Raw genomic sequence first — 13673 nt, 5'->3', positions numbered from 1 at the left:
CCGATGCCGGCAAACACGATGTCGAAAGCCGAGCGCGATCAGAGCCATGCAAGGGTCTTCGACCTCTCGCAACATCCGCTGCGCGAGTTGAACCAGGCGCTGCACAAGCTCACGCCCGGCTCGAACGAGACCGCCTGGGAAGTGCTCCACCCGATGGGCAGCCATTCCGTCGCCGTCGGCGTCGACCAGCCGGTCTCGATCGATGTGCGCGGCAGCGTCGGCTATTATTGCGGCGGCATGAATGACGGCGGAGCGATCACCGTACATGGCTCAGCCGGTCCGGGCGTCGCCGAGAACATGATGTCGGGCTCGATCGTCATCAAGGGCGATGCCAGCCAGTATGCCGGCGCCACCGGCCGTGGCGGGCTGCTGGTGATCGAGGGCAACGCCTCGTCGCGTTGCGGCATCTCTATGAAGGGCATCGACATCGTCGTGCATGGCAATATCGGCCACATGTCGGCCTTCATGGCGCAGTCCGGCAACCTGGTGGTGCTGGGCGACGCCGGCGATGCGCTTGGCGATTCCATCTACGAGGCGCGGCTCTTCGTGCGCGGCAAGGTGGAAAGCCTCGGCGCCGACTGCATCGCCAAGGAGATGCGGCCGGAGCATATAGAGTTGGTGCAGGGCCTGCTCGACAAGGCCGGCGTTACCGGCGTCAAGGCGTCGGAGTTCAAGCGCTACGGCTCGGCCCGCAAACTCTACAATTTCAACATCGATAACGCCGACGCGTATTGAGGCAAGATGACCTACCGCAACCCGCCGACGACGCCGCGCAAATCCGCGACCTTCGACGACTACACGCTTTCCGAAATCCGCCGCGCGGCCGCGACCGGCATTTATGACATCCGCGGCGCCGGCGCCAAGCGCAAGCTGCCGCATTTCGACGACCTCCTGTTCCTCGGCGCCTCGATCTCGCGCTATCCGCTGGAAGGCTATCGCGAACGCTGCGACACCTCGGTGGTGCTGGGTTCCCGCCATGCCAAGAAGCCGATCGAGCTGAAGATACCGATCACCATCGCCGGCATGAGCTTCGGCTCGCTTTCCGGCCCGGCCAAGGAAGCCCTGGGGCGCGGCGCGACGCTGTCCGGCACCTCGACCACCACCGGCGACGGCGGCATGACCGAGGAAGAGCGCGGCCATTCCAAGCAGCTCGTCTATCAGTATCTGCCGTCGCGCTACGGCATGAACCCGCGCGACCTGCGCCGCGCCGACGCCATCGAAGTGGTTGTCGGCCAGGGCGCCAAGCCGGGCGGCGGCGGCATGCTGCTCGGCCAGAAGATTTCCGACCGCGTCGCCGAGATGCGCACGCTGCCCAAGGGCATCGACCAGCGTTCGGCCTCGCGCCATCCCGACTGGACCGGGCCGGACGATCTCGAGATCAAGATCCTCGAACTGCGCGAGATCACCGACTGGGAAAAGCCGATCTACGTCAAGGTCGGCGGCGCCCGCCCCTATTACGACACGGCGCTCGCGGTGAAGGCCGGCGCCGACGTCGTGGTGGTCGACGGCATGCAGGGCGGCACGGCCGCGACCCAGGAAGTGTTCATCGAAAATGTCGGCCAGCCGACGCTTGCCTGCATCAGGCCGGCGGTGCAGGCACTGCAGGACCTCGGCATGCACCGCAAGGTGCAGCTGATCGTCTCCGGCGGCATCCGCAACGGCGCCGATGTCGCCAAGGCGCTGGCGCTCGGCGTCGACGCAGTGTCGATCGGCACGGCAGCACTCGTCGCGCTCGGCGACAACGATCCGCGCTGGCAGGCGGAGTACAACGCGCTCGGCAGCACGGCCGGCGCCTATGACGACTGGCACGAGGGCCGCGACCCGGCCGGCATCACCACGCAGGACCCCGAACTGATGAAGCGGGTCGATCCGATCGCGGCCGGGCGGCGCCTCGCGAACTACCTCAAGGTGATGACGCTCGAGGCCCAGACCATTGCCCGCGCCTGCGGCAAGAACAGCCTGCACAATCTCGAGCCCGAGGATCTCGTCGCGCTCTCGATCGAAGCCGCCGCCATGGCCGGCGTGCCTTTGGCCGGCACCAACTGGATACCGGGGAAGAACGGCTTCTAATTCCTGACGCCCAAAAGCGCGCAGCGGCTTTGGGAAAAACGACAGGCCTCAAAACAAAGACATCAGACTACCAGCATCCAAAATTCGCGAGGGAACTGCATAAATGGGGAACGATCTCGCCGCATTCGCCAAGGAGAACGGCGTAAAATATTTCATGATCTCCTACACCGACCTGTTCAGCGGCCAGCGCGCCAAGCTGGTGCCGGCGCAGGCGATCGCCGACATGCAGAAGGAAGGCGCGGGCTTTGCCGGTTTCGCGACCTGGCTCGACCTGACGCCGGCGCATCCCGACATGCTGGCGGTGCCGGACCCGGACTCGGTGATCCAACTGCCATGGAAGAAGGACGTCGCCTGGGTGGCGGCCAACTGCATCATGGACGACAAGGAGGTCGACCAGGCCCCGCGCAACACGCTGAAGCGGGTGATCGCCGAGGCGGCGGCCGAAGGCATGCATGTCAAGACCGGCGTCGAGGCCGAATTCTTCCTGATCTCGCCGGACGGCAGCGTGATCTCCGACCAATACGACACGGCCTCGAAACCCTGCTATGACCAGCAGGCGGTGATGCGGCGCTACGACGTGATCGCCGAGATCTGCGACCATATGCTGGCGCTGGGCTGGGGCCCGTACCAGAACGACCATGAGGACGCCAACGGCCAGTTCGAGATGAACTGGCGGTTCGACGACGCGCTGCCGACCGCCGACAAGCACTCCTTCTTCAAGTTCATGGTCAAGTCGATCGCGGAAAAGCACGGCCTGCGCGCGACCTTCATGCCGAAGCCCTTCCAGGGCCTGACCGGCAATGGCTGCCATGCGCATATCTCGGTGTGGGACAAATCAGGCAAGACCAATGTGTTCGCCGACAATTCGATGGAATTGGGCTTGTCCGCCAAGGGCAAGAACTTCCTCGGAGGCATCATGAAGCATGCCTCGGCGCTTGCCGCGATCACCAACCCGACTGTCAATTCCTACAAGCGCATCAACGCGCCGCGTACCATCTCGGGCGCGACCTGGGCGCCGAACACGGTGACCTGGACCGGCAACAACCGTACCCACATGGTGCGCGTGCCCGGCCCCGGCCGCTTCGAGCTGCGCCTGCCGGACGGCGCGGCCAACCCCTATCTCTTGCAGGCGGTGATCATTGCCGCCGGTCTCGATGGCATCCGCTCCAAGGCCGATCCGGGCAAGCGCTACGACATCGACATGTACCAGTACGGCCACACCGTGAAGGGCGCGCCGAAACTGCCGCTCAACCTGCTCGACGCGCTGCGCGAGTTCGACAAGGACAAATCGCTCAAGGCGGCGCTGGGTGAGGAATTCTCGTCGGCATATCTAAAGCTGAAGCACCAGGAATGGAATTCCTATGCTTCGCACTTCACGCAGTGGGAGCGCGACCACACGCTGGACATCTGATCGTCCTGTAGTGGAGCATGATGTCGTCCGAAAACCGCTTCACACCTTTCGGCATCATGCTCTAGCGGGGCGAGCGGCCTTGGAATGATTTTATGAAATATTCGATCTTCTCGCTCGCCCGCGCCGCTCTCTCCGGCCACAAGAACTGGAAGCCGACCTGGCGCGACGCAGCACCCAAGGATCGCTACGACGTGATCATCATCGGCGGCGGCGGCCATGGGCTCGCCACCGCCTGGTTCCTGGCCAGCGAGTTCGGCATCCGCAATGTCGCGGTGCTGGAAAAGGGCTGGATCGGCTCCGGCAATGCCGGCCGCAACACCACCATCATCCGCTCCAATTACGGCCTGCCCGGCAACACCGGCTTCTACGAATTGTCGATGAAGCTGTGGGAGAAAATGGAGCAGGACCTCAACTACAACGCGATGGTCAGCCAGCGCGGCGTGCTCAATCTTTATCATTCCGACGCGCAGCGCGACGCTTTCGCCCGGCGCGGCAACACGATGCGCATCAATGGCATCGACGCGGAACTGCTCGATCAGGCGGCGCTGCGCAAGATGCTGCCGTTCCTCAATTTCGACCATGCACGCTTCCCGGTGCAGGGCGGGCTATTGCAGCGGCGCGGCGGCACGGCGCGGCACGACGCCGTGGTCTGGGGCTACGCGCATGCGGCGAGCGAACTCGGCGTCGACATCATCCAGAACTGCGAGGTCACCGGCTTCACGCGCGACGCCAATGGCACGGTGACCGGCGTCGAGACGTCACGGGGCAAGATCGGCGCCGGCAAAGTCGGCATGGCCGTCGCCGGATCGTCGTCACGCGTTGCGGCGATGGCGGGTCTTCGCCTGCCGATCGAAAGCCATGTGCTGCAGGCCTTCGTCTCCGAAGCGATCAAGCCGCTCATCCCCGGCGTCATGACCTTCGGCGCCGGACACTTCTATGTCAGCCAGTCGGACAAGGGCGGCCTGGTCTTCGGCGGCGACATCGACGGCTACAATTCCTATGCCCAGCGCGGCAATCTGCCTGTGATGGAAGACGTCTGCGAAGGCGGCATGGCGCTGATCCCGATGATCGGCCGCGTGCGCCTGTTGCGCCAGTGGGGCGGCATCATGGACATGTCGATGGACGGCTCGCCGATCATCGACAAGAGCCCGGTCGACGGCCTCTACATCAATGCCGGCTGGTGCTATGGCGGCTTCAAGGCGACGCCGGGCTCCGGCTTCGTCTTTGCCCACCTTCTGGCGCGCGACGAGTCGCACAAGGAAGCGGCACTCTTCCGCCTCGACCGCTTCCAGCGCGGCGCGATGATCGACGAGAAGGGCCAGGGCGCCCAACCGAACCTGCACTGAGGACAGCCCGAAACCATGCGTATTGTCTGTCCCTTCTGCGGCGAACGTGAACTCGGCGAGTTCACCTATCTCGGCGACGCCAAGCCGCAACGCCCCGCGGCCGATGCCGGCGAGGAGGCCGTCTACGACTATGTCTATCTGCGCGACAACATTGCCGGTGTGATGAACGAACACTGGTACCATGGCGCCGGCTGCCGGGCCTGGCTGAAGGTCACCCGCAACACGCTGACGCATGAGATTTCGGCCGTCGAGCCGGCGGCAGGCGCCGGCGCCGCCAAGGTTGGTGCTTAATGCGCGGCGATCAGGCAAACCGGCTGAACAATGGCGGTCTCATCGACCGCTCGGCACCGCTCAATTTCCGTTTCGACGGCAAGACTTTTTTTGGCTTCAAGGGCGACACGCTGGCCTCCGCGCTGGTCGCCAACGGCGTCAAGCTGGTCGGACGCTCGTTCAAATATCACCGCCCGCGCGGCATCCTGACGGCGGGCTCGGAAGAGCCGAACGCGCTGGTCGAATTGCGTAGCGGTGCAAGGCGCGAGCCAAACACCAGGGCGACGACGGCCGAGCTCTATGACGGCCTAGACGCTGCCAGCCAGAATCGCTGGCCGTCGCTCAACTTCGACATCATGTCGGTCAACCAGCTGTTCGCGCCGATCTTCGTCGCCGGCTTCTACTACAAGACCTTCATGTGGCCGGCGAAGTTCTGGGAAGCGATCTACGAGCCGGCGATCCGTCGCGCCGCCGGCCTCGGCCGCGCAGCGCAGGTCCCCGACCCCGACCACTACGACAAGGCCTGGGCGCATTGCGACGTGGTGATCGCAGGTTCCGGTCCGGCGGGGCTAGCAGCCGCTCTGGCCGCCGGCCGCAGCGGCGCGCGCGTCATCTTGTGCGAGGAGGATTTCGTCCCCGGCGGGCGCCTGCTGGCCGATGGCGGCACGATCGACGGGTTGCCAGCTGCCGAATGGGTTGCGCGCACGCTTGCCGAACTGGCAACGATGCCTGATGTGCGCATCATGACACGCACGACTTTGTTCGGCGTTTATGACGGCGGCACCTATGGCGCGATCGAGCGCGTCAACGACCATCTGCCGGTGCCGCCGGAACACCAGGTACGGCAGCGGCTGTGGCGCATCGTGGCCAAGCGCTCCATCGTTGCCGCGGGCTCGATCGAACGTCCCATCGTCTTCGCCGGCAACGACACGCCGGGCGTGATGATGGCGTCGGCGATGCGCAGCTACATCAACCGCTATGCCGCCACGCCGGCCAGGCGCATCGCGCTGTTCACCAACAACGAGGATGGCTGGCGGACAGTCGAGACGGCGATCGCGGCCGGACTGCAAGTGGCGGCGGTGATCGATGCGCGGCCGGACGTTTCGCCGGCGCATCGTTCGCTTGCCAGCAAGGGTGGCTTCCCGGTGCTGCACGGCTCCGTTGCCGGCGTCGACGGCGGCAAGACCGGCGTGCGCAAGATTTCGGTATCGTTGGCCGGCGGCGCCCGTGCCGAAGTCGAGGCGGACGGGCTTGCCGTGTCCGGTGGCTGGAACCCCACGGTCGGCCTCACCTCCTACCATCGCGGCCGGCCGAAATGGAGCGACGACATCGCCGCCTTCGTGCCGGACGGCGCACCGCCCGGCATGGTCGCAGCGGGCGCGGCCAACGGCGCCTTCGGTCTCGGCGCCTGCCTGCGCGAAGGGTTCGAAGCGGGTACGGCCGCGGCGCGCGACGCCGGACGCACCGGCAGTACCGGTTCGATGCCGGTCGCCGACGACGCGGCCTTCTCGCTGACGCCGCTCTGGCATGTCGCCGGCAAGGGCAAGGCCTTCGTCGACCAGCAGCATGACGTCACCGCTTCCGACGTCGAACTGGCGCAGCGCGAGGGTTTCGAGTCGGTCGAGCACCTGAAGCGCTACACGACGCTCGGCATGGCGACCGACCAAGGCAAGACCTCCAACGTCGCCGGCCTCGCCATCATGGCGGCGGTCACCGGAAAATCGATCCCGGAGACGGGCACGACGATCTATCGGCCGCCTTACGTGCCGGTCGCCATCGGCGCCTTCGCCGGCCATCACCGCGACCAGAATTTCCATGCGACGCGACTGACGCCGTCGCATCACTGGGCGGCCGAACAGGGTGCGATCTTCGTCGACACGGGCTTGTGGAAACGCGCGCAATGGTATCCGCGCGCCGGCGAGAAGGACTGGCTGGAATCTGTTACGCGCGAGGTCAAGGCGGTGCGCTCAGGCGTCGGCTTCTGCGATGTCTCGACGCTCGGCAAGATCGACGTGCACGGCGCCGACGCCGGCGCATTCCTCGACCGCGTCTACATCAACGCCTTCTCCAGCCTCGCCGTCCGCAAGGCGCGCTACGGCCTGATGCTGCGCGAGGACGGCCTCGTCTATGACGACGGCACGACGTCGCGTCTGGCCGAGGACCACTATTTCCTTACCACCACGACGGCGAAGGCCGGACTGGTCATGCAGCATCTGGAATTCTGCCGGCAGGTCCTGTTCCCCGGGCTCGACGTGCAGTTGACCTCGGTCTCCGACCAGTGGGCGCAGTTCTCGATCGCCGGGCCGAAGACCCGTGATCTCTTGAAGGAGATCGTCGACCCGGCCGAGGACCTGTCGAACGAAGGCTTCCCGTTCATGGGGGCGCGCGAGGTCAAGCTGCGCGGCGGGCTGACGGCCAGGCTGTTCCGCATTTCCTTCTCCGGCGAGATGGCCTTCGAGATTTCGGTGCCGGCGCGTTATGGCGAAGCGATGGCGCGCAATCTGATGATTGCCGGCAAGCCGTTCGGCGTGACGCCTTACGGCACCGAAGCGCTTGGCGTGATGCGCATCGAAAAAGGCCATGTCGCGGGACCGGAGCTCAACGGCACCACGACGGCGGCCGATCTCGGCCTCGGCAAGATGATGTCGACCAAGAAGGATTTCATCGGCCGCGTCATGGCCGGCCGCGAGGCGCTGGTCGCGCCGAACCGGCAGGTGGTCGTCGGCATCAAGCCGACCGACAAGGCGCGACGTTTGCGTTCCGGCGCGCACGTCATTCCGAAGGGCGAAGTCCCCGGACCGGACAACGACCAGGGCTATGTCACCTCGGTCTGCTTCTCGCCGGTGCTCGACCAGTGGATCGGACTCGGCCTCGTCGAGCGCGGCCGCGAGCGCATAGGCGAGATCGTGCGCGCGCACGACCCGCTGCGCGGCGAGGACTACGATGTCGAACTCTGCAATCCCGTCTTCTACGATCCCGATGGAGGGCTCCAGCGTGGCTGAGTTTTCCTGGGAGGTCCGCAGCCCGCTCGACCGCGCGCTGGTAGCCGGCCCTTATGGTGCACAGGGTGATGCCGGCGTGGCGCTGACCGAGATTCGCAATTTCGACCTCGTGCAGGTGATGGCGCGGCGCGGCAAGGCAAGCGAGATGGCGCAGGCCGCGCAGGCGCGCTTCGGTGTCGCTGCGCCGGAGACGCCGAAGTCAATCGGCACGTCCGATGCCACGCTTATATGGTCGGGGCCGGATCAGTTCTTCGTCCTGTCGAAAGGCGGCAAGCATTCAATCGAGGCACTTGCCCCTGGCTTTGCCGGCTCGGCCTCGCTTTCCGACCAGTCGCATGCGCGGGCGCTGATCAGCATATCGGGAATGAAGGCGCGGACGATGCTCGCCAAGCTGTCGTCGATCGATCTGCATCCCGATGTTTTTGGCGTGGGTGCGGCCGCTGCCACGTCGATGGATCATACGAGCGTGACGCTATGGCGCGGCCAAGATCGCGGCGGGCAGGCGGTGTTCAATCTGCTGGTGTTCGCGACTTTTGCGGAAAGCCTGTGGCACACGGTTCTGGACTCGGCCGCGGAGTATGGCGTCACGATCAGCCATTCCGAGGAGCTTTAGTGGACCAAAACTCGGCGCTGCCCCTCATCTGCCTGCCGGCATCTTCTCCCCGTATAGTGACGGGGAGAAGGGACGCTGTTGTCGCCGGTTTCGCCAATCGCCAACATTGCAGGAGAAGCGCCGGCGTTCCAAACAGCCCCTTCTCCCCGTCACTATACGGGGAGAAGTGCCCGGCAGGGCGATGAGGGGCAGCGCCGACGTTCACGCGATAGGACCGGCAGAGATCAAAGCGTTGAGGGGGCCGAAAACCAACTCCACCTTGCCAAATTCAACCTCGCTGCTATTCTCTGAGCGAAAATAATTTTACCCTTAGGCAAACTTGTTTCTCGCTCGGAGGAGGGTTTGAGATGAGCCAGTCGCCCTACCCTGCCGTCCTGTCCGGGCCGCCGCGTCCGAGTCTGATCCTGAGGCCGGGCCAGGTCAGCCTGCCGCCGGGCGTCGAGCGCTACACTGTACAAGGCAATGGCGCTGTGCTGATCGACGTCGAGGCCGGCGACAGCGTGAGTGTCACGAATGTCGAGGGCGGCCAGCCTTGCGAGTTGCTGGCTTGGGACAAATCCGGCATCACCGATCCGGGCATTTTCGGCGAGCGGTCCAACAGCAACGCGGCCGGCATCAAGGCGCTGCTCGCCGAGGGCGACGACAGCCTCGCGGCGCTGCGCCTCAACCTCGAGTGCGGCAACGTGCAGCTCGACCAGCCGAAGGCCGTGCGCGTGTTCGGCGGCGCCACGCCGGCCGGCGTCGAGCAGAGTTTTTCCGTGCAGCGCGACGGCGCGCTGCTGATCGCGGCGCCCGGCGGGCCGATGCTGGTCGACGGCCACAACACCACGACGCCGCTGACCGTCCTGGTGCGCCGCGCCACGATCCGGCTGAAGAACAGGTCGCAGCTTCCCGATCCGCTCGCCGATCCGGTGCTCGATCTCCGGGTGCATTCGGCGACCGCCGAATCCTATTTCGTCAAGGCGGGCGACTATCTGCAGATCATCGACGTCGATGGCCGGCAATGCACCGACTTCCAGTGTTTTTCGGCGCGCAAGCTGGACAAGGGAAGCGACCTGCCGCTCGACGTGACGACGACCCGCACCCTGATGGGCGCGGCCTATCCGATGCCGGGACTGCATTCGAAATACTACGACCAGGACATGGAGCCGCTGGTCGAGGTGGTGCAGGATACATGCGGCCGGCACGACGCCTTCGCGCTCGCCTGCGCCGCCAAATATTACGATGACATCGGCTATCCCGGCCACGTCAACTGCTCGGAGAATTTCAACAAGGCGCTTGCCGACAAGGGCGTGACGCCGCGCGCCGGCTGGATGGCGATCAACTTCTTCTTCAACACCGCAATCGACGCGCATGGCGTGATGGTGTCGGACGAGCCTTGGTCGCGGCCGGGCGACTATGTGCTGCTCAGGGCCCTGACCGACATCGTTTGCGTATCCTCGGCCTGCCCGGACGACACCACGCCCTCCAATGGCTGGGACCTGACCGACATCCATGTGCGCAGCTATTCCGGCCAGCACAAATTCTCGCGAGCGATCGCCAGACGCATGAAGCCCGACTCGGAACCGAAAATGACCCGCGAGACAGCCTTTCATTCGAGCTTTGCCAAGCACACGCGCGACTTCGTCGAATACCGGGGATATTGGCTCGCCAATTCTTTCGCCAAGGAAGGGCCGATCGCCGAATACTGGGCCTGCCGGCAGGACGCGGTGATCATGGACCTGTCGCCGCTGCGCAAATTCGAGGTCACCGGACCCGATGCCGAAGCGCTGCTGCAATACACGCTGACCCGCGACGTCAAGAGGCTCGGCGTCGGCCAGGTCGTCTATACCGCGATGTGCTACGAGCATGGCGGCATGATCGACGACGGCACGCTGCTGAGACTCGGCAAGGACAATTTCCGCTGGGTCGGCGGCGATGATCTCTCCGGCGAATGGCTGCGCGACACCGCCAAGAAACTCGGCCTCAACGTGCTGGTGCGCTCCTCCACCGACCAGATGCACAACATCGCCGTGCAGGGGCCGAAGAGCCGCGACATCTTGAAGGAAGTCGTCTGGACTTCGCCGGTGCAGCCCTCGATCGGCGAGCTCGAATGGTTCCGCTTCGCGGTCGCGCGCATCGGCGGCGGCAATGGCGTGCCGGTCGTGGTCTCGCGCACCGGCTATACGGGCGAACTCGGCTACGAGATCTGGTGCCATCCGCGCGACGCCGAAAAGGTGTTCGACACCGTCTGGGAAGCCGGCCAGCCGCACGGGCTGAAGCCGATGGGGCTGCAGGCGCTCGACATGGTGCGCATCGAGGCCGGGCTGATCTTCGCCGGCTACGAGTTCTCCGACCAGACCGATCCGTTCGGGGCCGGCATCGGCTTCACCGTGCCGCTCAAGACCAAGGCCGACGACTTCATCGGCCGCGACGCGCTGATCCGGCGCAAGGAGCATCCGCAACACAAGCTCGTCGGGCTCGACATCGACGCCAATGTCGCCGTCGGCCATGGCGACTGCGTCCATGTCGGCCGCGCCCAGATCGGCGTCGTCACCTCCGGCATGCGCTCGCCGGTGCTCGGCAAGAACATCGCGCTGGCGCGGCTCGACGTCACCCACGCCGAAATCGGCACGGAAGTCGAGATCGGCAAGCTCGACGGCCACGCCAAGCGGCTGCCGGCGCGAGTCGTCGCCTTCGCCCATTACGATCCGCAGAAGACCAAGCCGCGGTCCTGATAGCGGCAACCCTTGCCTTCTTCCCTTGTGGGAGAAGGTGGATCGGCACGCAAGCGCCGAGACGGATGAGGGGTGTTCCAGGGAACGCCGACGCCTCACTCCGCTGGAACACCCCTCATCCGTCGCCTTCGGCGACACCTTCTCCCACAAGGGAGAAGGGAAAGAGCATGTTTCGCAAGCGTGATGTGCATGACATTCACAAAACGCTTGACGCGAAAGCGCGCCGGATCAATCTTCACTCTTAAGAAAAAAATACGACTGAGTGGAAACACGACAATCGTGCCGATCATGTGCCGGGGAGCAAGCTTCGCGAGAGCCGAAGCGTCGCTGGCGGGGAACAACAAAAAGGGGAATACAAACATATGAGCACCATAAGCACGGCCCTGGAGCAGCCTGCCGACAGCAAGCTGCTCAGGCATATAGATTGGCGTGGCGCGTTCTGGGTGGCAAGCGGCGTTCCGGCGCTGGTTCTGTTCTCGATCGGCGGCATTGCCGGCACGACAGGAAAACTCGCCTTCGTGATCTGGACGGTGTCCATGATCATGGGCTTCCTGCAATCCTTCACCTATGCCGAGATCGCCGGCCTGTTCCCGAACAAGTCGGGCGGCGCCTCGATCTACGGCGCAACTGCCTGGCTGCGCTACTCGAAGTTCATCGCGCCGCTGTCGGTGTGGTGCAACTGGTTCGCCTGGTCGCCCGTGCTGTCGCTCGGCTGCTCGATCGCCGCCGCCTACATCCTCAACGCGCTGGCGCCGATCCCGGTCTTCAGCGAGACCTCGCCGGAAGTGGTCGCCTATATCGCGGCGCATGCCGGAACCGCACCGGCCGACGCCATCACCGCGGTGGCCGCCGCAGCGACGCCGGCGATCCGCAACTGGACGCTGTTCAGCCACACGCTCGGGCCCGTCTCGTTCACGCTCAACGCCACCTTCTTCATCGGTGCGGTGCTGATGCTGGTCATCTTCGCCATCCAGCACCGAGGTATCCTCGGCACGGCCAACGTGCAGAAATATATTGGCCTGCTGGTCATCATCCCGATGCTGATCGTCGGCGTCGTGCCGATCTTCACCGGCCAGATCGACTGGGCGAATTTCTCGCCGCTGGTGCCGCTCGCGGCCGCCTATGCACCTGATCCAGGCTCATGGAACATCGCCGGCTGGACGCTGGCGCTCGGCGGCATGTTCATCGCCGCATGGTCGACCTACGGCTTCGAGACCGCGGTCTGCTACACGTCGGAGTTCAAGAACCCCGGCACCGACACCTTCAAGGCGATCTTCTATTCGGGCCTGCTCTGCATGCTGCTCTTCATCCTGGTGCCCTTCACCTTCCAGGGCGTGCTGGGCCTCAACGGCATGCTGGCGACGCCGATCGTCGACGGCTCGGGCGTCGCAGACGCACTGGCCGGCATGGTCGGCGGCGGCAAGCTGATCCACGCCCTGCTGGTGATGCTGATGATCCTGGCGCTGGTGCTGTGCATCATGACGGCGATGGCCGGCTCCTCGCGCACGCTCTACCAGGGCTCGGTCGACGGCTGGCTGCCGCGCTATCTCAGCCACGTCAACGAACACGGCGCGCCGACAAGGGCGATGTGGACCGACCTCTGCTTCAACCTGGCCGTTCTGGCGATCGCCTCGGCCGACGCGACGAGCTTCTTCTTCATCCTCGCCGTGTCGAACTGCGGCTACATCATCTTCAACTTCCTCAACCTCAATGCCGGCTGGATCCATCGCATCGACAACGGCCACATCAACCGCCCATGGAAGGCGCCGAGCTGGCTGCTCGGCATCGGAGCCATCTTCGCCTATGTCAACGCGATCTTCATGGGCGCCGGCGCCAAAGTGTGGAACCCGATGGCGCTGTGGGCCGGCCTGATCACCGCGGCGCTCATCATCCCGGTGTTCTGCTTCCGCCACTACATCCAGGACGGCGGCAAATTCCCCGACCACATGCTGGCCGATCTCGGCATGACGGGCGCCGACCTCTCGGTCAAGAAGGCGGGCATGCTGCCCTACCTGACGCTCGCGGCCGGTGTGGTGGTGATGCTGATCGCCAACTGGGTGTTCGTCATCTGACCTGGCAACCTGAAAGGAAACGGGCGCGCTTCGCCGCGCCCGTTTTTTTGCGCCGGCCGTGAACAGGTTCTATTCGGCGCTTTGCGTACCGCCTTGTTTCGAAGAAGCGGTTCGGAAGGCTTGCCGCGGAGCATTTTCGCCCGGCGAGACCCCTGCATTGCGGATCATCCGC

Annotated in this window: 9 protein-coding genes; all 9 read left to right on the top strand. The window is 64.9% G+C overall.

Features of this window, described 5'->3' with window-relative positions; genetic code table 11:
- Positions 1-3 precede the first annotated feature (3 nt).
- Positions 4-735, top strand: coding sequence for a GltB/FmdC/FwdC-like GXGXG domain-containing protein (locus tag DPM33_RS01970; protein ID WP_208648348.1), 732 nt, complete (start codon positions 4-6; stop codon positions 733-735).
- Between the two features lie 6 nt (positions 736-741).
- Positions 742-2070, top strand: coding sequence for an FMN-binding glutamate synthase family protein (locus DPM33_RS01965; protein ID WP_112095205.1), 1329 nt, complete (start codon positions 742-744; stop codon positions 2068-2070).
- Between the two features lie 103 nt (positions 2071-2173).
- Positions 2174-3481: a type III glutamate--ammonia ligase gene (glnT, locus tag DPM33_RS01960; protein WP_112095204.1), complete on the top strand. Its 1308-nt coding sequence runs from the start codon at positions 2174-2176 to the stop codon at positions 3479-3481.
- Between the two features lie 92 nt (positions 3482-3573).
- A complete protein-coding gene (locus DPM33_RS01955; protein WP_112095203.1) occupies positions 3574-4827 on the top strand; it encodes a sarcosine oxidase subunit beta family protein in 1254 nt (417 codons plus the stop codon).
- 15 nt (positions 4828-4842) lie between these two features.
- Positions 4843-5118, top strand: coding sequence for a sarcosine oxidase subunit delta (locus DPM33_RS01950; protein ID WP_112095202.1), 276 nt, complete (start codon positions 4843-4845; stop codon positions 5116-5118).
- Positions 5118-8099, top strand: coding sequence for a sarcosine oxidase subunit alpha (locus tag DPM33_RS01945; protein WP_112095201.1), 2982 nt, complete (start codon positions 5118-5120; stop codon positions 8097-8099). The genes DPM33_RS01950 and DPM33_RS01945 overlap by 1 nt, the downstream gene beginning before the upstream one ends.
- Positions 8092-8712, top strand: a complete 621-nt coding sequence (locus DPM33_RS01940; RefSeq protein ID WP_112095898.1) for a sarcosine oxidase subunit gamma — start codon at positions 8092-8094, stop codon at positions 8710-8712. The genes DPM33_RS01945 and DPM33_RS01940 overlap by 8 nt, the downstream gene beginning before the upstream one ends.
- Before the next feature lie 347 nt (positions 8713-9059).
- The gene (locus tag DPM33_RS01930) at positions 9060-11429 is read left to right on the top strand and encodes a trimethylamine N-oxide demethylase (protein ID WP_112095199.1); all 2370 of its coding nucleotides are present in this window, start codon (positions 9060-9062) and stop codon (positions 11427-11429) included.
- Positions 11430-11791: 362 nt separating this feature from the next.
- Positions 11792-13501, top strand: a complete 1710-nt coding sequence (locus DPM33_RS01925) for a trimethylamine N-oxide permease (RefSeq protein WP_112095198.1) — start codon at positions 11792-11794, stop codon at positions 13499-13501.
- Positions 13502-13673: the final 172 nt, after the last annotated feature.

Origin of the sequence: Mesorhizobium hawassense (genome assembly GCF_003289945.1) — a bacterium.
Taxonomy (GTDB): domain Bacteria; phylum Pseudomonadota; class Alphaproteobacteria; order Rhizobiales; family Rhizobiaceae; genus Mesorhizobium; species Mesorhizobium hawassense.
Note: the sequence above shows the minus strand (reverse complement) of the source record. Positions and strands in the feature narration are given on the sequence as shown.

Coding starts and splice junctions, on each gene's coding strand:
- DPM33_RS01950 (WP_112095202.1), top strand. CDS start 4,843: ATGCGTATTGTCTGTCCCTTCTGCGGCGAACGTGAACTCGGCGAGTTC.
- glnT (WP_112095204.1), top strand. CDS start 2,174: ATGGGGAACGATCTCGCCGCATTCGCCAAGGAGAACGGCGTAAAATAT.
- DPM33_RS01965 (WP_112095205.1), top strand. CDS start 742: ATGACCTACCGCAACCCGCCGACGACGCCGCGCAAATCCGCGACCTTC.
- DPM33_RS01945 (WP_112095201.1), top strand. CDS start 5,118: ATGCGCGGCGATCAGGCAAACCGGCTGAACAATGGCGGTCTCATCGAC.
- DPM33_RS01930 (WP_112095199.1), top strand. CDS start 9,060: ATGAGCCAGTCGCCCTACCCTGCCGTCCTGTCCGGGCCGCCGCGTCCG.
- DPM33_RS01925 (WP_112095198.1), top strand. CDS start 11,792: ATGAGCACCATAAGCACGGCCCTGGAGCAGCCTGCCGACAGCAAGCTG.
- DPM33_RS01970 (WP_208648348.1), top strand. CDS start 4: ATGCCGGCAAACACGATGTCGAAAGCCGAGCGCGATCAGAGCCATGCA.
- DPM33_RS01955 (WP_112095203.1), top strand. CDS start 3,574: ATGAAATATTCGATCTTCTCGCTCGCCCGCGCCGCTCTCTCCGGCCAC.